Source organism: Bradyrhizobium sp. MOS002, assembly GCF_003020115.1.
GTDB lineage: Bacteria > Pseudomonadota > Alphaproteobacteria > Rhizobiales > Xanthobacteraceae > Bradyrhizobium.
Window position 1 is genome coordinate 684,535 of sequence record NZ_PYFX01000001.1, and the last position, 18,437, is coordinate 702,971.

Below are 18,437 nucleotides of genomic sequence, written 5' to 3' on the forward strand. Positions count from 1 at the left end.
ATTGCCAAATGCGGATCGCAAACAATGTGGTCGTGCATAATCCCGAAACGAACCTCGGGAAAATCGATGCCGATCGCTTGCGCTCGCATGGTTGGCCCGACGAGGTCGTGCAGCAGCAGCGCGAGCAATCGTCGCACGACGCCGCGACGCCTGCGCCCCTCCCTGTCACGAGCAGCGATTAAGCCTCCTGCGGGCGATAGCCCTTCGCCATCTTGATCCTCGTCATCGAATAGACCACCATCGCCTCCAGACCGCTTGCGACAAAAGCGGCGAGAAAGCGCATGAATGTCACTGCCGCTTTGGGGCTGATCGAGCGAGCGCAAGCTATTGCGCCCCTGATTGCGCATGAGGCCGATGACATTGAGCGCGGACGAAAGCTCACTGCGCCCGTCGTCTCCGCGCTGATCGAGAACGGGCTCTATCGCGCGCTGCTGCCGCAAAGCCTCGGCGGCGTCGAAGCGCCGCCGGAAGCCTTCATGCAGATGCTGGAGGAGATCGCGAAAGCGGATGCCTCCACCGCCTGGTGCCTCGGTCAATGCACGGTCTGTGCGATGATCGCGGCCTCGCTCGACCACGACACCGCGCAGGAGATCTTCAACACGGCGCCGGGCATCCTCGCCTGGGGCGCGATCGGGCATGAGGCGCGCATCGTCGAGGGCGGCTATCGCGTCACGGCGCGCTGGGATTTCGCCTCGGGCTCGCGGCAGGCGAGCTGGCTCGGGGCGCATGTCCGCATCGTCGGCGAAGACGGCGCTCCGCGCAGGAATGCCGACGGCTCGGCGGAGGTGCGCACCATCCTGTTTCCGGTCGCGAGCGCCGTGCTGCACGACGTCTGGCAGGCGATCGGGCTCGCCGGCACCGGCACCGATTCCTACGAGGTCGCCGACCTCTTCGTCCCCGAGCGCTTCACCGCGTTTCGTGACGTGCCGTCCGCGCTACGCGAGCAGGGTCCGCTCTACAGGATCGGCACCGGCCCGACGTTCAGCCTCGGCTTTGCCGCGGTCTCGCTCGGCGTGGCCCGCGCCACGCTGGATGCCGCAATCGCGCTGGCGCGCGGCAAGCATCAGTCGCTGGCGGCCAGCGCCATGCGCGACAACCAGGCGGTCCAGGGCCTGATCGGCCGCACCGAAGGCGACCTGCGGGCCGCGCGCGCCTATCTCTATGCGACGGCAAGCGCGATGTGGCGCGATCTCTGCGCGACCGGCGCGTTCAGCGCTGCGCATCGGAGCTCAATTCGCCTCGCCGCGACCTGGACCATTCACCAGTCGGCACGCGTGGTCGACACCGCCTATCACATGGCCGGCGCCACCGCCGTATTCCGCAGCAATCCGTTCGAACGCCGCTTCCGCGACATGCACGCCATCGCCCAGCAGATCCAGGCGCGCGACACGCACTACGAGGATGTCGGTAAGATGATCCTTGCCGAATACCGATAGTCGCAAGCGAATGACGCCGCGGCGCTTTGTCTCTCGTGACGACGAACGGCCGGGTCTGCCCATGCGTTCACTGCATCGAGTCATGCAAACGGGCTGTAGCGATTTCCGTGGAAACACGGGGGCTCGGCCGCCTTGTTGTTAAGCAATTTCTGGGACCGTTTCGCAAAGCAAGTTTTGGAAATGCCTGGGAATTTCAGATGTTCAAACTCAAGTCGATTGCGGCCCGCCTGGTTCTCGCCATCGCGCTCACCGTCGCAGTGGCGTGCGCCATCCTCTCCGGCTTTTCGATCACCCAGCAGCGGGCACTGACGCGGATGGCGCTCGATCAGCAGCTCAAACTGCAATATGAGAGCGTGATCGCGGCGATCGACTACGAGGGGCGTTCGGCGCTGGCGGTCTCGTCCGTCATTGCGGCGCTGCCGCCGGTCGGCGACGCCATTGCCAGGGGCGACCGTGACAGCCTGACCACCCTGCTCGGCGATGCCAACAAGGCGCTGAAGGCGCAGGGCATCCCGCTGATCACCTTCCAGGTTCCGCCGGCGATCTCGTTCTTCCGCGTCCACACGCCCAAGTCCTTCGGCGACGACGTCTCCGGGCGCCGCGCCACCGTGGTCGAGGCGCTCAAGACCGGCCGCCAGATCGTCGGCGTCGAGCCGGGCCGCGAGGCGCTCGGCATTTTTGGCATGACGCCCATCGTACGCGACGGCAAGAACCTCGCCAACGTCGACGTCGGCGCCGCCTTCGGCAAGGAATTCGTCGAACGCGCCAAGAAGCGCTTCGGGATCGACCTCGCGGTCTATTCCGTCGACGGCAAGAATCTGAACAAGCTATCCTCGACCTTCGGCGAGAACGCGGTCGCAAAGCCAGACGAATTGAAAGCCGCGATCGACGGCGCGCCGCTGCTGCGCGAGGCCGAGCTCGACGGTCATCCGGTTGCGGTCTATGCCGGGCCGATCAAGAACTATGCCGGCGCGCCGGTCGGCGTGGTCGAGATCATCAAGGATACGACGGAATACGAGGCCGCCTTCGCGACCGCAGAGCGCCATCTGATCCTCGGCACGGTGGCGATCCTCGCCGCCGCCATCCTGCTGGCATTCCTGCTCGGACGCGGGCTGTCGCGGCCGCTCACCGCGATCACAGCCGTGATGAACCGTCTGTCGAGCGGCGATACAAGCGTCACCATTCCCGGCAGCGAACGCCGCGACGAGCTCGGCACCATGGCCAAGTCGGTCGACGTGTTCCGCCGCAACATGCTCGAATCCGTCGCGATGCGCGAGGCACAGGAGGCCGACAAAGCCAAAGCGGAGGTCGAGAAGCAGGTGCTGCAGCGCCGGATGGCAGATCGTTTCGAGGCTGACGTCAAGGGCGTGGTCGCAGCGGTCGCCAAGGCGACCGAGGGCATGCAGAGCGTCGCCGGCGAGATCACGTCCAGCGTCAACGGCACCTCGCAGCGCGCCTCCGCGGCGGCAACCGCCTCCGAAGAAGCCTCGACCAGCGTCAACGCGGTCGCGGCCGCGACCGAGGAATTGGCCTCGTCCGTCAACGAGATCGGCCGTCAAGTCACCCATTCCAGTCAGGTCGCCAGCGGCGCGGTCGTGAAGGCCGCGGAGACGACGGAGATGGTCACGAGCCTTGCGACGGCTGCCGAGCGCATCGGCGACGTGTTGCGTCTCATCAGCGAGATCGCGAGCCAGACCAATTTGCTTGCGCTCAATGCCACGATCGAGGCCGCGCGCGCCGGCGAGGCCGGTCGCGGCTTTGCGGTGGTTGCGTCCGAAGTGAAGGGGCTCGCCAGCCAGACCGCAAAAGCCACCGACGAGATCGCAAGCCAGGTCACCGCGATCCAAGCCGCCACCGGCAATTGCGTCACGGCAATCTCCGGCATCAGCGACACCATCCGCGAGATCAGCGGCATCGCAACTACCATTGCCGCCGCAGTCGAAGAGCAGGGCTCGGCGACGCGCGAGATCGCCCGCAGCGTGCAGCAGGCCTCCGCCGGCACCACCGACGTCTCCGCCAATGTCGCCGGCGCAAGCCAGGCGGCGGACCAATCGCGGGCGCTGGCCGGGAATGTGATGGTGGCTTCGGGCGAGCTTGGCCAGCACGCGTCGGCGCTGATGAAGAGCGTGGACACGTTTTTGGCGGGGCTGCGGGCTGCGTAGAGGGAAGAGCTTGAGCGCAACCGTCGCCACGCTGAGTGCGCTCCCTCGCCCCGCCTGCGGGGAGAGGTAAGAGGGCAGCCCCGCTCCAGCGACCGATCACGCCACCAGCGCGGCGTTTTCCTCGTCCCCGTCGATGCCGCGCTGCGCCGCCAGCAGGCTGATGATCTCCGCATTCGGCCGGGCCTTGCTGAACAGAAAGCCCTGGCCCTCGTCGCAGCCTTCGGCCCGAAGGCAGCTCAGCTCGGCTTCGGTCTCGACGCCCTCGGCGGTGATGGTGACGCCGAGGCCTTTGCCGAGGCTGACGATGGAGCGAATGATCGCCTGGGCCTCGCGATTGGCGCCGAGATCGCGCACGAAGGACTGGTCGATCTTGATCTTGTCGAACGGGAAGCTGCGCAGATAGCTCAGGCTGGAATAGCCGGTGCCGAAATCGTCCATCGAGATGCGCACGCCGAGCGCGCGCAACGCGTGCAACGTCGCCAGCACCTGGGCGCTCTTCTCCAGCAGCAGCGTCTCCGTGATCTCGAGCTCGAGCCGCCGCGGCGGCAGGCCGGAATGCTTCAGCGCATCCGTCACCACCGAAAGCAGATTGCCGCTGCGGAACTGGAGCGGCGACAGGTTGACGGCGACGCGGACGTCGTCCGGCCAGGTCGCGGCATCGTGACAGGCCCGGCGCAGCATCAGGCCGCCGAGCGGATTGATCAGCCCGGTTTCTTCCGCGACCGGAATGAACTCGGCCGGCGAGATCATGCCGCGCTCGGCATGCGGCCAGCGCACCAGCGCCTCGAAGCCGGTGATGCGGCCGCTCTGGAGGTCGATCAGCGGCTGGTAGTACGGCCGCAGCACGTCGTTCTGGATCGCGTCGCGCAGCTCGACCTCGATCTTGCGGCGGGTCTGCGCTCTCGCATCGAGCGCCGCCTCGAAGAACGCGAACGAGCCGCGCGCATCCAGCTTGGCGCGCGACAGCGCCATGTCGGCGCTCTTGAGCAACTTTTCGGAATCGTCGCCGTCGCCCGGCGCCATCGCGATGCCGATGGAGGCGCCGATCACCACGGAATGGCCGTCGAGCAGATAGGGATCGGCGATGGCTTCCAGCAGGCGCTTGGCCAGCAGCACCGCATCCTCGGGACGCGTCAGGCCGCTCTGCACGATTGCGAACTCGTCCGAGTTCAGCCGTGCCAGCGCGTCCTCCTCGCGCAAGGTCGAACGCAGCCGCTTGCCGACGCCACGCAGCAGCTTGTCGCCGACCGCGTGACCCAGCGTGTCGTTGACCGCCTTGAAATTGTCGAGCCCCAGCATCAGCAAGGCCACCTTGTCGGTGCTGCGCCTCGTATGCAGCAGCATCTCGTCGACCTGCTGGCGCAGCAGATTGCGGTTCGGCAGACCGGTCAGCCCGTCATGCTGGGCCATGAAGGCGAGCCGCGCCTCGGCGCGCTTGCGCTCGGTGATGTCCATCAGCGCGAGCAGCACCGCGGGCCGCTCGGCATAAGTCAGTTCGCGCGAATAGATCGCAAGGTCGATCAGGGCGCCGTCGGCCTTGACGTGCTTCCAGGTGCGTCCAGCCTGCTCCTCTCCGGCCGAATCGGCGGTCCAGGGCGGCTCACTGTCGAAGGCCTGAAGGGAACGGATCGTCAGCTGCTCGAACTCCGTGCGGCTGTAGCCGTAATGGGCGACCGCGGCATCGTTGACGCCGAGGATGCGCTCGTCGTCGAGTGCGCAGACGATCATGGGGACGGGATTGCCGTCGAACAGCAGGCGGAACGAGGCCTCGCGCTGCTTCAACTCGGTGATGTCGACGCGCAGGCCGACGACGCCGCCGTCGTCGGTCAGCCGCTCTTCGATCAGGATGACGCGGCCGTCCGCCAGCTTCTGCTCGTGGCGCGCGCCGGGCTGATAGAGCCTTCGCAGCCGCTCGGCGATCCATTCTTCCTCGTGGCCGGCCGCCTCGGGATAGTCGCCGCGGGCGACGCCGATGCGCAGCGTGTCCTCGAGGCGCGCGCCTTCCTCGAACAGATCGGCGGTCTTGCTGTAGATCTCCGCATATTGCTTGTTCCAGAGGACATAGCGGCCCTCGGCATCGAGAAACACGATGCCTTGCGGCAGGATATCGATGGCCTGGCGCAGGCGCTCATGGGATTTGCGCGCGTCCGCGATCGCCGCCTCGGCACGGCTGCGCAGACCTTCGTCGCGTTCGGACGGAGGATGAGGGGCGCGCGCAAAGCGCGGCTTGCGCGGGTGCAGGCCGGACCTGCCGAACACGCTTCCCTTTCGCTTTTTTGGTCTTCGAAACCCCAAACTCAACTTCACTCGTCCCAGTCGCACCCAGCGACCGCAACTCTTGGGGCAAGTGTCTGAAAGAAAGGTAATCTTGGGTAGCATGGCGATGGGACGCACGGTCTGGCAGCCTCGAAAAAACAGCCGTCATTGCCCGTTTGCGAGGCGCGGCAGCGCCGATGGGCGCTCCAGGCGCGCCGCGTCGTCGTCATCGGAGAATGAGATGGCGCAAAATTGCGCGCTGCCTTGAATCATTTCCGGGATCCCGCGCGATTGCATGCAGAAGGGGGTGAGTACGCGTGCCGCGCACGAATTTTGTTCAATGCATGAGAGGGTTATTGCATCGTTAAAAATCGGCCGGCCGACGCACTGGGAACTGCGACTTCGAGACGATATTTTGGCCCGAGGACAGTTTCTTAACCGTGGCGCGGTGTTGGGGTTATAAGGTTGTCAGCATGAGTCCCCGCCGCCTCGCCCCTCTCCTGCTCGTCATGACCCTCCTGGCGGCCGGCGACGCGCCGGCTCAGGACAAGGGCAGCGTCAACCCAAAGCCGCTGCCGCCGCTCGCCAACCCGAACGATCCCACTATTGGCGCCAAGGAGCTATTCGCGCGAAAGCTGCTGCCGTCGAAGGGACCGGCGCACGTCGTCGGCTCCTATGTGAAGGGCTGCATCGGGGGCGCCGAGCAGATGCCGCTCAACGGCGACAATTGGCAGGTGATGCGGCTGTCGCGCAATCGCAGCTACGGCCACCCTGAGATGATCGCGCTGATCAAGCGGCTTGCGGCCAGGGCGCACAAGGATTCGGGATGGCCGGGCATCCTGGTCGGCGACATCGCCCAGCCGCGTGGCGGGCCGGCGCTGTCCGGCCATGCCAGCCACCAGATCGGCCTCGATGCCGACATCTGGCTGACGCCGATGCCGGACCATCGCTTGTCGCGCGAGGAGCGCGAGGACATGTCGGCGGTGATGATGGTGCGCCCGGACCGGCTCGACATCGACCCAAAGGTGTTCACGCCGGGCCATGTGCTGGTGCTGCGCGACGCGGCGCAGGAGCCGGCGGTGCAGCGCATCTTCGTCAATGCCGCGATCAAGAAGGCGCTGTGCCGCGAGGCCAAGGGCGACCGTTCCTGGCTGTCGAAGATCCGGCCGTGGTGGGGCCACGACTATCACTTCCACATCCGCATGCACTGCCCGGCGGGCGCGAGCGACTGCGAGGGCCAGCCGTCGCAATCCGAGGACGAAGGCTGCAAGCCCTCCGATCTCGCCTATTGGTTCAGCGACGGCGTGCTGCACCCCAAACCCCCGCCGGAGCCCCCGAAGCCGAAACCGCCGATGACGCTGGCCCAGATGCCGGCGGCGTGCAAGGCCGTGCTGCACGCGGGCGACGCGAAGCGGTAAAGCTCTCGTCCACTCGCTGCCAGCCTCACACTCAGCCGTCGTCCTGGCGAAAGCCAGGACCCATTACCCCAGGGAGGAATCGGGGGGCGAAGTGTAACCACGAGTCTTCGCCAAACTGCTCCCTGTGGTAATGGGTCCTGGATCGGCGCTCGCTCTGCTCGCTTGTCCAGGACGACGTTTGAGTGTGAGGCTTGTCCCGGATGGCGAACGAGTTGGTTGGTTCGCACGACCCAAATGCGATAGAATGCGCTGCCGCCGTGCCGTAAGCCCGCGGCCTTCCCGGGATGCGCATCCCTTTCAAAAAGCCTGACCGCAAGCCCGCGTCTTCCGCGTGGCCAACGATGAGATTCCACATGCGCATCCTCGCCTTCCTCACCGCGCTTTCGCTTGGCGCAAGCTCCGCCCTCGCCGCCGAAGAGCCCAGCGGCTGCGACAAGTTCAAATGGCCCATCCACAACGAACGCGCCGCACTGACCGCGCAGGGCCGCGCCAAGCTCGCCTCGGGAAGCGAGCAGGCCGCGTTGCCGCCGGCGGCCATCACGCTGGCGCTGGTCGCGCCCGCGGATGCAAAACTGCCAACGCCTCCGGAGCGGGCGCCGAAGGACGGCACCTTTGCCGGCTTCACTGGCATCAAGGCCCCGAAGGCCGGGCTCTACACGGTCAGCCTGTCCTCGAGCGCGTGGGTCGACGTGGTCCAGGACGGGCATCTCCTCAAGCCCGTGGCATTCAGCGGCGCGACCGATTGCGACGGCATCCGCAAGACCATGAAATACGAGCTGTCGGCGCAGCCCGTCGTGCTCCAGGTCAGCGGTGCGAAGGACAATTGGCTGTCGATCGCCATCCTGCCGGCGCAATAAGCCAAACGGTCGCCTTTGACCTGAAGCCCTGGCCTGCTATCTTCGAGACCAGCGATATCCCTGCCGGCCGTAAGCCGCCGCCGGGCCCCCGTGGAACAGCGCTTCCGCCCGTCGCTGAGACCCACCAACGCCGGATTTGCGCGTGCTTCTTGCGCGCGCGATCTCGCACGGAGCGCATCCATGATTCGTATTGCCGGACTTTTCACCGCCTTCGCGATCCTCGCGGGCGCGAGCCTTTCGCCTGCTGGAGCCGAGGACAAGACCATCACCGTGTTCGCGGCAGCCTCGATGAAGAACGCGCTCGACGAGGTCGACGCCGCCTACACCGCCAGGACCGGCGTCAAGTTCAGCGTCAGCTATGCCGCAAGCTCCGTGCTCGCCAGGCAGATCGAGCAGGGCGCGCCGGCCGATGTGTTCGTCTCCGCCGACACCGACTGGATGGACTACGCCACAGCCAAGAAGACCATCAACGAATCGACCCGGGTCAATCTGCTCGGCAACAGCATCGTGCTGATCGCGCCGAAGGATTCCAGGCTCGACAACGTCGTGATCGCGCAGGGTTTCGACCTCGCAAAACTCGTCGGCGACGGCAGGATCGCGACCGGCGACGTCAAATCGGTGCCGGTTGGGAAATATGCCAAGGCGGCGCTGGAGAAGCTGGGGGCCTGGCAGGCGGCGGAGCCGAAATTCGCCATGGCCGAGAGCGTGCGTGCCGCGCTGACGCTGGTCGCGCGTGGCGAGGCCAACCTTGGCATCGTCTATTCCACCGATGCCAAGGTCGAGCCCGGCGTGAAGATCGTCGGCACCTTCCCGGCGGATTCGCATCCCGCGATCATCTATCCCGTCGCTGCGACCACGACGGCAAAAAGCGAGACCAGCGACTATCTCGCCTTCCTGCGCTCGACCGCCGCCAAGACCATTCTGGAAAAATACGGTTTCAAGTTCCTGATCAGCCCGACAACTTAGTTTCTGCAATTTGATGCTCGACATCTCTCCCGCCGAATGGACCGCGATCCTGCTCTCGCTCAGGGTTGCCGTCATCGCGACGCTGGTGGCAACGCCGTTCGGCATTGCGCTGGCGTGGCTGCTCGCGCGGCGTGATTTCTGGGGCAAGTCGGTGCTCGATGCGCTGGTGCATCTGCCGCTGGTGCTGCCGCCTGTCGTCACCGGCTATCTGCTGCTGCTCACCTTCGGCCGCCGCGGCCTCGTCGGCGGTTTCCTGGCGGACCATCTCGGCATCGTGTTCGCCTTCCGCTGGACCGGTGCTGCGCTGGCCTGCGGCCTGATGGCGTTTCCGCTGCTGGTGCGCCCGATGCGGTTGTCGATCGAGGCGATCGACCGCCGGCTCGAGCAGGCCGCCGAGACGCTCGGCGCCACCCCTTTCAAGGTGTTCTTCACGGTGACGCTGCCGCTGGCGCTGCCCGGCGTGCTCGCCGGCATGGTGCTCGGCTTTGCCAAAGCGATCGGCGAATTCGGCGCCACCATCACCTTCGTCTCCAACATTCCCGGAGAGACCCAGACGATTTCGTCCGCGATCTATTCGCTGATCCAGACGCCGGACGGCGACGCCGCCGCGGGACGGCTCGTGATCGTCTCGATCGTGCTGGCGCTCGGCGCGCTGATCGCGGCCGAATGGTTCGCCCGCCGCGCCACCGCGCGCCTGCACGGGAACTGACCATGCTGCGCGTCGACATCGAAAAGCAGCTCGGCGAGTTCTCGCTGTCCGCATCCTTCGCGAGCGAAGGCCGCGTCATCGGACTGTTCGGAGCGTCGGGCGCCGGCAAGACCTCACTGGTCAACATGATCGCGGGGCTGCTGCGGCCCGACCGCGGCACCATCGTGATCGACGGCGAGACCGTCGACGACAGCGCGGCCGGCATTCATGTCCCGACCTGGCGCCGTCGCATCGGCTATGTATTCCAGGATGCGCGGCTGTTCCCGCATCTCAACGTCGCGCAAAATCTCGACTATGGCAGGCGGATGAATGGCCTCGCGCCCGATCCGGCGCAGCACAAGCGCGTCATCGAGCTGCTCGACATCGGCGCGCTGCAGGGTCGCCGCCCCGGAAAGCTCTCCGGCGGCGAGCGCCAGCGCGTCGCGCTCGGCCGCGCGCTGCTGTCGAGGCCGCGCCTGCTGCTGCTCGACGAGCCGCTCGGCGCGCTCGACGAGGCCCGCAAGCTGGAGATCCTGCCCTATCTGGTGCGGCTGCGCGACGAGGCCAACGTCCCCATGGTCTATGTCAGCCACGACGTCGCCGAGCTGCGCCAGCTCGCGACGCAGATCGTGATGCTGAAGCAGGGCCGCGTGACGTCGTTCGGCGGGGTGAAGGTGCTGACGTGAGCTTCAGCCGTCGTCCCGGCGAAGGCTGGGACCCATACCGCGCGATCTAACGGCGGCAGGCGGTGTGAGTACCGGCGAAGAAGAAAGATAACTGCTAGCCGTCGTCAAACTACTTCTTGTGGTTATGGGTCCCGGCCTTCGCCGGGACGACGTTGGGGAGACAGCGGGGCTTTACCGCGCCTTTCGTCGCTTCGGCCTCCGCGCCGCGAACACCGCGGTCAAATCCTCACTCGCCGGCGCCGCATCGTCATCCAGATGCAGGCGGCTCTCGACATGCAGGAAATGCTCGCGCGAAACCGCAATCGCACGCGCCACGTCTCGGGCACGGAGCGCCTCGACGATGGCGCCGTGCTCGTCCACCGCGCAGATCGAATCGGTGGCGGGCTCGTAGACCGAGACCATCACCGAGGACCGGCTGAGCAGATCGGCGAGGAAGCGCGAGAGCTCTGCGTTGCCGAGTGCTTCGACCAGATGAACGTGGAACGCGCCCGACAGCCGCACCGAGGCGGCGCGGTCGCCGCGCGTTGCGGCGGCGCGCTCCTCGGCGAGATGGGTGTTGAGCCGCTCGATCAAGGCATCGTCGACATGGCGGACGAGTTGCGTCAGCACGCCGGCCTCGAGCACGCGGTGCGCCTCGTAGACGCTGCGGACGTCGTCGAGCGTCGGGCGCGGCACGCGAGCGCCGCGGTTGGGGATCATCTCCAGCCGCCGCTCCGCGCCGAGCCGATGCAGCACCTTGCGGATGCGCTCGCGCGAGACGCCGAATATCTCGGCGAGCGGCGGCTCGGCGAGCTTCGCTCCGGCCTTCAGCTTGCCCTCCAGCAGCGCGTGCAGGATGGCCTGATAGACCGCCTCGTCCTCCGCCGGATTGGCCTTGCCGAGCCCTTTACCACTTCTCTTGTCGTTTCGCCCGCGCTGCGTCGTCATGGCGGTAGCTAGGCCCAAAGGATGCGCAGCGTCACCTCCAAAAAATGTGCACATTTGCTGCGCCGGCATGCAGGCGCCGCGCAAGGGCCAAGTCCATCATCCAGTTAACTGACTGATATACATCGCAATTATTAAAATGTGCACATTTGGCATGACGCTTGCTGCGTCTCCGCTGCAAGCTTTACGCACAACAAACGGGACATGCCCATGCACACCCCCTCCCGACGCAGCGTTTTGACCTCCGGCGCGGCCTTGGCCGCCATCATCGCTGCCCCGGCGCGGCTACGTGCCGCGCCCAGGGAGATCGTCATCGGCGGCCCCGCGGGCGCCGCGAAATATTTCAATGCCGATTTGTTTCCCGTGCTGGAGAAAAAGCTCGACTGCAAGGTGCTCTACGAGGGCACCAACTCGCTGACCAATCTCCAGAAGATGCAGGCCGACAAGGCGGCGCCGAAGATCTCCGTCGTCATCATGGACGATCCGGTGATGCTGCCGGCCGCCAGCGACGGCCTGATTACCAAAATGTCTGCATCGTCCATCGCCAACCTCGGCAAACTGGTCGACGGCTCGGTGCATCAGGACGGGATGTGGGCGAACTATCAGCGGCCCTGGGCCGGCATCGCCTATTCGACCAAACGCATGAAGACGGCGCCCGGCAAATGGTCCGACCTGTGGGACGCCAAATATGCCTCCAGGGTGATCGTGCCGTCGCTGTCGAACACCGAAGGTTTCTGGACGCTGCTCGCGGCCGCCCATCTCGAGACCGGCAAGCCCTACAAGGAGGCGCAGTACGAGATCGACGCCGCCTTCAAGAAGGTGAAGGAGCTGAAGGCCAACCTCTTGAACGTCTACACCAACGCGCCGCAGGCCATCAATCTGATGGAGCAGGGCGAGGCGTGGATGATCGGCGGCCAGTTCTCGGCCTACACGCTGATCCGCAAGGCGGAAGGGTCACCGGTCGATCTCGCCGTTCCCCAGGACGGCGGCTTTGCTATGCCGTCGGGAATCGCGAAGGTGAATGGCGCACCGGCCGGCGATCTCGCGGATGCCGTGATCGACTTCTTCCTGAGCCCGGAAGCGCAGATCATCCTCGCCGACAAGGCTTTCGTCGCGCCCACCAACAAGGGCACGCCGACGCCGGCGGGCTTCCCGGACCCGGCCTCGCTGTTCGCGCCGGACTGGGCGTTCGTCGCCAAGAACCGCGCCTCCTGGGTCGACCGCTGGAGCAAGGAGATGACATGAGCGAAGCCGCCCCGCATCTCGTCGTTCGCGGCGTCTCCAAGAAATACGGACCGACGACGGTCCTCGACCATATCGACCTGACCATCCGCCGCGGCGAGTTGGTGACACTGCTCGGCCCGTCCGGCTGCGGCAAGACCACGCTGCTCCGTGCCATTGCCGGCCTGGCGCAACCCGACACCGGCAAGGTCGAGCTCGCCGGGCGAGACGTCACCCACGTGCCGCCGCACAAGCGCAATGTCGGCGTGGTGTTCCAGAGCTACGCGCTGTTTCCGCATCTCACCGTCGCCGGCAACATCGCATTCGGGCTGAAGGTGCGCGGCGCGGCCAGGCGCGAGATCGACGCTGCGGTGGAGCGCGCGCTGTCGCTGGTCAAGCTCGGCCATCTCGCCGGGCGGCGCATCTCGGCGCTGTCGGGCGGCCAGCAGCAGCGCGTGGCGCTGGCGCGCGCCATCGCGGTCGAGCCTGATGTGCTGCTGTTCGACGAAGCGCTGTCCGCGCTCGATCGAAAATTGCGCGAGGAGATGCAGGTCGAGCTGCGCCGCCTGCTCCAGGACGTGAAGGCCACCGCGATCTTCGTGACACACGACCAGGACGAGGCGCTGACCATGTCCGACCGTGTCGCGGTCATGAACAAGGGGCGCATCGAGCAGCTCGCCGAGCCGCGCGAGCTGTATCTGCGGCCCGCAAGCCTGTTCGCACTCAACTTCGTCGGGCTCTCGACGCGGATTGCCGGCACAGTGCTGGCGGCTGGCAACGGCAAGGTCGAGGTCGAGACCAAGGTCGGCCGCTTTTCGGCGCTCGGCAATTTCCAGGCGGGTTCGCCCGTCATCGTCGCAGCACGCCCCGAGCAGTTGCGGATCGGCGAGCAAAGCGAAGCGAATACGGCCGCCGGCCGGGTCCGCTCCGTGGTGTTCCAGGGCTCACGCACACTGGTCGACGTCGATGCCGGGGCCGGTGAAAGCCTGCTCGCCGAGCTCTCCGGGCGTGACGGCAAGATCCCCATTGTGCATGACGAGATCCGCCTGAGCTGGCCGGTGACCGAGACCTTTGCATTTCCGATGGAGGCGCAAGCATGACCGAGGCGGCCCTTCCGGCACCTTTGGCCGCGCCTTCGGTCGACCGCGAGCGGCTCGCCGCGATCGGATTCGTGCTGCCGTCCTTCGTCATCATCGCGGGCGTGTTCGCGCTGCCGCTGGTGCTGCTGCTCGGCGTCAGCATCGTCGATGCCAACGGGCTGACCTTAGCCAATTACAAGCGCCTGCTCGGCACGCCCTATTATCTCGGCGTGGTCTGGAATTCCTTGCGGCTCGGGCTGCTGACGACGCTGATCGCCTTCCTCATCAGCTATCCCGCCGCCTTCGCGCTGGCGCGCGCCCGCGGGCCTTTGCGCTCCGTGCTGCTGGCGACGCTGTTCCTGCCGCTGGCGGCCAGCGTCATCGTCAAGGCGTTCGCCTGGACCATCCTGTTGCGCAGCGACGGCATCGTCAACGAGACGCTGATGGCACTCGGCATCATCGAAGATCCGATCCGCATGATTTTCACCGAGACCGCGCTGATCGTCGGCGCCGTCAACATCTTCCTGCCCTTCATGATCCTGCCGATCTACGCGATCGTGGCCCAACTCGATTCCCGCTACGCCGAAGCCGCCGCCACGCTCGGCGCCTCGCCGCTCGTGACGTTTGTCCGCGTCATCCTGCCGCTGACCCTGCCCGGCATCGTCGCCGGCGTGGCGCTGGTGTTCTCGCTCTCGGTTTCCGCCTATGTGGTGCCGACGCTGCTGATCGGCGAGAAATATCCGACGCTCGCGACCGCCATTGCAAAAGCCTATCTGCTGGCGCGCGAGCCCGGCTTCGGCGCGGCGGCCGGCGTCGTGCTGCTGGCGATTGCGATTGCCGTCGTGACGCTGAGCGCACGACTATCGCGGGAGCCAAAGTGATGGCGCGGGCCGCAATCGCATTCTGCTGGGTGATGGCCATCGGGCTGGCGCTGTTCCTGATCGCGCCGCTGCTGGTGATCGCGGCGGCAAGCTTCTCGCCGACGCCGGTGTTCGACCTGCCGCTCACGGGCGCATCGACGCGCTGGTACGGCAAGATCGGCCGGCTCGACGGCTTCTGGCCGTCGCTGCTGCTGTCGCTTCAGATTGCGCTGCTGTCGACGGCGATCTCGCTGATCTCAGGCACGCTCGCCGCGATCGCGATCGCGCGCGGAAAGCTGCCCGGCGCGGACATCTTTGCGACCGCGCTGGTGTCGCCGCTGATGATGCCGGGCCTCGTGCTCGGCATCGCGCTGCTGCAAGGCTTTCGCGCCGTCGGTTTCACCGCGCCCTGGGCGACGCTGCTGGTCGCGCATCTCGTCATCACGCTGCCCTACGTCGCGCGCACCATGATCGCGGGGCTTTCGCGATTCGACTTCACGCTGATCGAGGCGGCACGTACGCTCGGCTGCACCTATCCCGGCAGCGTGCTGCGGGTGATGGTGCCAGCCTTGGCGCCGTCATTCCTGATCGCCGGGATCTTCTCGTTCCTGGCCTCGTTCGACAATTATCCGGTGTCGATCTTCCTCGCCGACGTCCGCACCAAGACGCTGCCGATCCGGATGCTGCAATATATCGAGGAAGCGCCCGATCCGACGTTAGCTGCGCTCTCCACCCTCATCCTCCTGGGCACGGTGATCCTGCTGTTCGTCAGCGACCGCGTCGTCGGCCTGCATCGCATGGCCGGAACTTCGGATTGATCCATGAGCGAAACAAATCAACCCGTCTCACAACGCGACTTCGTCGGCTATCGCGGCAAGCCGCCCAACCCGCACTGGCCGAACGGCGCGCGCGTCGCGGTGTCGCTGGTGGTGAATTTCGAGGAGGGCTCGGAGTTTTCCGTCAACGACGGCGATGCGGGCAACGAGGCGATCTACGAAGTCGTCCACAAGCTCGACGGCCCGGATTCCTGCATCGACAGCCATTTCGAATACGGCACGCGCGCGGCATGGTGGCGGATCATGGACCTGTTCGACGCCTACGGCGTCAAGGCAACGGTGAGCTCCTGCGGCCGCGCGGTCGAACGCTCGCCGCAGCTGGCGCGCGACGCCATCGCGCGGGGCCACGAGGTGTCGGCGCATGGCTGGCGCTGGCAGAGCCACGCCGACATGGACGAAGTTAGCGAGCGCGAGGTCATCGCGAAGACGGTGGCGGCGATCGAACGCGTCACCGGGCAGCGCCCGGTCGGCTGGCACACGCGTTCGGCGACCTCACCGAACACGCGGCGCCTGCTGGTCGAGGATGGCGGGTTCCTCTACGACAGCGACGCCTATAATGACGACCTGCCCTATTACAGGGAGGTTGCCGGCCAGCAGCATCTGGTGCTGCCCTACGCTTTCGACACCAACGACATGCAGTATTACAACGCCGCGCGTTTCAGCGGAGACGACTTCGCCGACTACGTCATCGACGCCTTCGAATGGCTCAAGCGCGAGGGGGAGACGTCACCGAAGATGATGTCGGTCGGACTGCATCTGCGCATGATCGGCCGCCCCGGCCGCATCGGCGCGCTGGAGCGGATTTTGGCTCACATCACGGGAAGCGGCGCGGCGTGGGTTGCGCCGCGCGCGGCGATCGCGCGGCATTGGATGGTGGCGGTGCCGGCGGGGGTGTGATCTGCGCAAGCTAACTTTGGGCATGCCGGCGCAACATGCACCATCGTCGTCCCGGCGAAGGCCGGGACCCATAAGCGTGATCTCTCGACAGCGGACCGTGTGAGTACCGGCGAACGAAGCGCAACTGCAAATCTTCGCCAAACTCCTCCCTGGGGTTATGGGTCCCGGCCCCCGTGCGCAATTGCGCACTAGGCCGGGACGACACACCAATTAAACCCCCGCCACCGACGTCCACAGCTCCGCCAGCTTGCGCCGCAGGGCCTGTGTCCGCGTCAATGGCGCGGGCGTTTCCTCGTCTTCCGGCAGGCGCAGGCCGACGACGTTGACGCGGCCACCGGAGATCGAGCGCGCCACAAGCACGATCGGATCCAGCACGAGCTCCGCCCCCTCTTTCGGCGCGCGGTCGAGATGGACGTCGAAATAATCAGCGAGCGTGTGCCCGCGCTCGTCCTCGCCGACCTCCACGCCGTAGATCTCCGCAAGCTCGGCGAGCGTGTGCTCGCCGGAGACCATGAAGTCGCCGAGCAGATGCGGGTCCGGGGCCGAGCTCGGCTGCATGTCGACGAAGAAGCGGTCGAGCGATTCGGCCTTTTCCGGTGGCGCCAGCAGGTAGATGTAATCGCCGGGCGCGATCGGCTCGGCTTCCGCCGGCGTCAAAATGTTCTCGTTGCGGATCACCAGCGTCGGCTTCGACCAGGACGGGATCAGGCCGCGGCGAAAATACAGGCTCTTGGACCGCACCGGATAGCCGACGAGCTGCTGCTCGAGCTGGCCGGGCAAGTCCAATTCGACGCGGCGCGGGCCGCGTTCGGCGCGCGGCAGCGCCACATGCAGCTTGCGCGCGGCCGGCGCCAGGGTCCAGCCTTGCAGCAGCAGCGAGATGATGACGACGACAAAGGCGACGTCGAAATAGAGATAGGCCTTCGACAGCCCGACCAGCATCGGGATCGAGGCGAGGAAGATCGCGACCGCGCCGCGCAGGCCGGTCCAGGCGATGAAGATCTTTTCGCGCCAGTTGAAGCGGAACGGCGCCAGGCACACGAACACGGCGATCGGCCGCGCCAGCAGCATCAGGACGAATGCGATCCCGACCGCCGGCAGCACGCTGCCGCCAAGGCGGCTGGGCGAGACCAGCAGGCCGAGCAGCACGAACATCACGATCTGCGCCAGCCAGGTCGCGGCGTCCAGAAAGGCCACCACCGAATTATGCGCGCGCGTCGGTCGGTTGCCGATGATGATGCCGGCGAGATAGACCGCGAGGAAGCCTGATGCATGCATGATCTGCGAGCCGCCGAAGATGACGAGGGCGGCGGTGGTGACAAACGGCGCGTGGAGGCCCTGCGGCAGCGCGACCTTGTTGAGCGCGATGACGACCAGACGCCCGCCGATCACCCCGACGACGGCGCCTAGCACCGCCTCCTGGGCGAACTCCATCAGCACATGTGCGGCCGTGCCCGTTCCCAGCGAGATGTACTCGACCAGCATCAACGTCAGGAAGATCGCGAAGGGATCGTTGGTGCCGGATTCCACCTCCAGCGTCGCGCCGACGCGCGGGCGCAGGCGCAGGCCCTGGGTATGCACCAGCAGGAACACTGCGGCCGCGTCAGTCGAGGCCACCACGGCGCCGACCAGCAGCGACTCCGTCCAATTGAGGTCGAGCGCATATTTCGCGAACGGCGCCGTGATCAGCGCGGTCAGCAGCACGCCGACGGTCGCAAGCACCATGGAAGGCGCGAGCACGGTGCGGATGCTGGCAAAGCGGGTGCGCAAGCCGCCGTCGAACAGGATCAGCGCGAGCGCGACCGAGCCGACCAGATAGGTGGTCCGGACGTCGTCGAACTGCAGCTGCCCGGGACCGGAATCGCCCGCGAGCATGCCGATCGCAAGGAAGACGAGCAGAAGGGGCGCGCCGAAGCGCAGCGCAAGCAGGCTTGACAGGATCCCGGCCAACACCAGGACGGCGCCGAGCAATATGGCGAGGCTGACAGTGTCGAGGGAGGCCATCCACCTTCCGGGTACGAAATCGCTGGAATTGCATCCTTATCGTCGGCGGACTCCCACGCCAACCCATTTCTCCCGCTCGCGGCAATCTGCCCGCATTTTGCGGCCTTAACGCACTTCACTTAGCGGTGTATCGGTGGCCCGGCCGGG

16 protein-coding genes are annotated in these 18,437 nt (G+C 66.3%); 13 read left to right on the forward strand and 3 right to left on the reverse strand.

The genetic code is table 11. The annotated features are described in order from the left end of the window. Window positions 1-8 precede the first annotated feature (8 nt). The 3 genes from C7G41_RS37295 (at window position 9) to C7G41_RS03510 (ending at window position 3,598) form a co-directional block, all read left to right on the forward strand. On the forward strand, window positions 9-182 hold the full coding sequence (locus C7G41_RS37295; RefSeq protein WP_158267986.1) for a hypothetical protein: 174 nt from the start codon (window positions 9-11) through the stop codon (window positions 180-182). Between the two features lie 99 nt (window positions 183-281). Further along, the gene (locus C7G41_RS03505; protein WP_106941233.1) at window positions 282-1,436 is read left to right on the forward strand and encodes an acyl-CoA dehydrogenase family protein; all 1,155 of its coding nucleotides are present in this window, start codon (window positions 282-284) and stop codon (window positions 1,434-1,436) included. Window positions 1,437-1,633: 197 nt separating this feature from the next. Then, window positions 1,634-3,598, forward strand: coding sequence for a methyl-accepting chemotaxis protein (locus C7G41_RS03510; protein WP_106941234.1), 1,965 nt, complete (start codon window positions 1,634-1,636; stop codon window positions 3,596-3,598). A 96-nt stretch (window positions 3,599-3,694) separates the two neighbouring features. Here the strand turns inward: C7G41_RS03510 and C7G41_RS03515 are convergent, their stop codons facing one another. Beyond that, a complete protein-coding gene (locus C7G41_RS03515) occupies window positions 3,695-5,857 on the reverse strand; it encodes a bifunctional diguanylate cyclase/phosphodiesterase (protein WP_106941235.1) in 2,163 nt (720 codons plus the stop codon). Between the two features lie 470 nt (window positions 5,858-6,327). Between C7G41_RS03515 and mepA the strand changes: the two genes are divergently transcribed. From mepA to modC, 5 genes are all read left to right on the forward strand, one after another. Next, a complete protein-coding gene (mepA, locus tag C7G41_RS03520; RefSeq protein WP_106941236.1) occupies window positions 6,328-7,272 on the forward strand; it encodes a penicillin-insensitive murein endopeptidase in 945 nt (314 codons plus the stop codon). Window positions 7,273-7,625: 353 nt separating this feature from the next. Next, a complete protein-coding gene (locus C7G41_RS03525) occupies window positions 7,626-8,129 on the forward strand; it encodes a hypothetical protein (protein ID WP_199198106.1) in 504 nt (167 codons plus the stop codon). A gap of 180 nt (window positions 8,130-8,309) precedes the next feature. Beyond that, complete coding sequence (gene modA, locus C7G41_RS03530; protein ID WP_106941238.1) at window positions 8,310-9,095, forward strand: molybdate ABC transporter substrate-binding protein; 786 nt, start codon at window positions 8,310-8,312, stop codon at window positions 9,093-9,095. Between the two features lie 13 nt (window positions 9,096-9,108). Beyond that, on the forward strand, window positions 9,109-9,804 hold the full coding sequence (gene modB, locus C7G41_RS03535) for a molybdate ABC transporter permease subunit (protein ID WP_007604962.1): 696 nt from the start codon (window positions 9,109-9,111) through the stop codon (window positions 9,802-9,804). A 2-nt stretch (window positions 9,805-9,806) separates the two neighbouring features. Beyond that, window positions 9,807-10,469, forward strand: a complete 663-nt coding sequence (gene modC / locus C7G41_RS03540; protein WP_106941239.1) for a molybdenum ABC transporter ATP-binding protein — start codon at window positions 9,807-9,809, stop codon at window positions 10,467-10,469. 171 nt (window positions 10,470-10,640) lie between these two features. On the opposite strand, the gene C7G41_RS03545 is transcribed toward modC, so the two are convergent. After that, on the reverse strand, window positions 10,641-11,396 hold the full coding sequence (locus C7G41_RS03545; protein WP_106941240.1) for a GntR family transcriptional regulator: 756 nt from the start codon (window positions 11,394-11,396) through the stop codon (window positions 10,641-10,643). 207 nt (window positions 11,397-11,603) lie between these two features. Here C7G41_RS03545 and C7G41_RS03550 point away from each other — a divergent pair, with 207 nt between their 5' ends. The 5 genes from C7G41_RS03550 to C7G41_RS03570 are packed head-to-tail and all read left to right on the forward strand — an operon-like array spanning window position 11,604 to window position 16,286. Beyond that, window positions 11,604-12,638: an extracellular solute-binding protein gene (locus C7G41_RS03550; RefSeq protein WP_106941241.1), complete on the forward strand. Its 1,035-nt coding sequence runs from the start codon at window positions 11,604-11,606 to the stop codon at window positions 12,636-12,638. Beyond that, window positions 12,635-13,714 (forward strand): ABC transporter ATP-binding protein, encoded by a 1,080-nt coding sequence (locus tag C7G41_RS03555; RefSeq protein WP_106941242.1) that lies wholly within the window; start codon window positions 12,635-12,637, stop codon window positions 13,712-13,714. Before C7G41_RS03550 ends, C7G41_RS03555 begins: the two co-directional genes overlap by 4 nt. Beyond that, a complete protein-coding gene (locus C7G41_RS03560; protein WP_106941243.1) occupies window positions 13,711-14,574 on the forward strand; it encodes an ABC transporter permease in 864 nt (287 codons plus the stop codon). The genes C7G41_RS03555 and C7G41_RS03560 overlap by 4 nt, the downstream gene beginning before the upstream one ends. Then, entirely contained in the window at window positions 14,574-15,371 is a 798-nt protein-coding gene (locus tag C7G41_RS03565; RefSeq protein WP_106941244.1) for an ABC transporter permease, read from the forward strand. Before C7G41_RS03560 ends, C7G41_RS03565 begins: the two co-directional genes overlap by 1 nt. Before the next feature lie 3 nt (window positions 15,372-15,374). Further along, the gene (locus tag C7G41_RS03570; protein WP_106941245.1) at window positions 15,375-16,286 is read left to right on the forward strand and encodes a polysaccharide deacetylase family protein; all 912 of its coding nucleotides are present in this window, start codon (window positions 15,375-15,377) and stop codon (window positions 16,284-16,286) included. Window positions 16,287-16,496: 210 nt separating this feature from the next. Here C7G41_RS03570 and C7G41_RS03575 read toward each other — a convergent pair whose 3' ends face one another. Continuing rightward, window positions 16,497-18,290 (reverse strand): potassium/proton antiporter, encoded by a 1,794-nt coding sequence (locus tag C7G41_RS03575; RefSeq protein WP_106941246.1) that lies wholly within the window; start codon window positions 18,288-18,290, stop codon window positions 16,497-16,499. Between the last annotated feature and the right edge of the window lie 147 nt (window positions 18,291-18,437).

What these genes read in the sequence shown, in the direction of transcription:
- C7G41_RS03565 (WP_106941244.1), top strand. Translation starts at nt 14,574, where the DNA reads ATGGCGCGGGCCGCAATCGCATTCTGCTGGGTGATGGCCATCGGGCTG.
- C7G41_RS03575 (WP_106941246.1), bottom strand. Translation starts at nt 18,290, where the DNA reads ATGGCCTCCCTCGACACTGTCAGCCTCGCCATATTGCTCGGCGCCGTC.
- C7G41_RS03560 (WP_106941243.1), top strand. Translation starts at nt 13,711, where the DNA reads ATGACCGAGGCGGCCCTTCCGGCACCTTTGGCCGCGCCTTCGGTCGAC.
- C7G41_RS37295 (WP_158267986.1), top strand. Translation starts at nt 9, where the DNA reads ATGCGGATCGCAAACAATGTGGTCGTGCATAATCCCGAAACGAACCTC.
- C7G41_RS03525 (WP_199198106.1), top strand. Translation starts at nt 7,626, where the DNA reads ATGCGCATCCTCGCCTTCCTCACCGCGCTTTCGCTTGGCGCAAGCTCC.
- C7G41_RS03545 (WP_106941240.1), bottom strand. Translation starts at nt 11,396, where the DNA reads ATGACGACGCAGCGCGGGCGAAACGACAAGAGAAGTGGTAAAGGGCTC.
- modA (WP_106941238.1), top strand. Translation starts at nt 8,310, where the DNA reads ATGATTCGTATTGCCGGACTTTTCACCGCCTTCGCGATCCTCGCGGGC.
- C7G41_RS03570 (WP_106941245.1), top strand. Translation starts at nt 15,375, where the DNA reads ATGAGCGAAACAAATCAACCCGTCTCACAACGCGACTTCGTCGGCTAT.
- C7G41_RS03510 (WP_106941234.1), top strand. Translation starts at nt 1,634, where the DNA reads ATGTTCAAACTCAAGTCGATTGCGGCCCGCCTGGTTCTCGCCATCGCG.
- mepA (WP_106941236.1), top strand. Translation starts at nt 6,328, where the DNA reads ATGAGTCCCCGCCGCCTCGCCCCTCTCCTGCTCGTCATGACCCTCCTG.
- C7G41_RS03555 (WP_106941242.1), top strand. Translation starts at nt 12,635, where the DNA reads ATGAGCGAAGCCGCCCCGCATCTCGTCGTTCGCGGCGTCTCCAAGAAA.
- modC (WP_106941239.1), top strand. Translation starts at nt 9,807, where the DNA reads ATGCTGCGCGTCGACATCGAAAAGCAGCTCGGCGAGTTCTCGCTGTCC.
- modB (WP_007604962.1), top strand. Translation starts at nt 9,109, where the DNA reads ATGCTCGACATCTCTCCCGCCGAATGGACCGCGATCCTGCTCTCGCTC.
- C7G41_RS03550 (WP_106941241.1), top strand. Translation starts at nt 11,604, where the DNA reads ATGCACACCCCCTCCCGACGCAGCGTTTTGACCTCCGGCGCGGCCTTG.
- C7G41_RS03505 (WP_106941233.1), top strand. Translation starts at nt 282, where the DNA reads ATGAATGTCACTGCCGCTTTGGGGCTGATCGAGCGAGCGCAAGCTATT.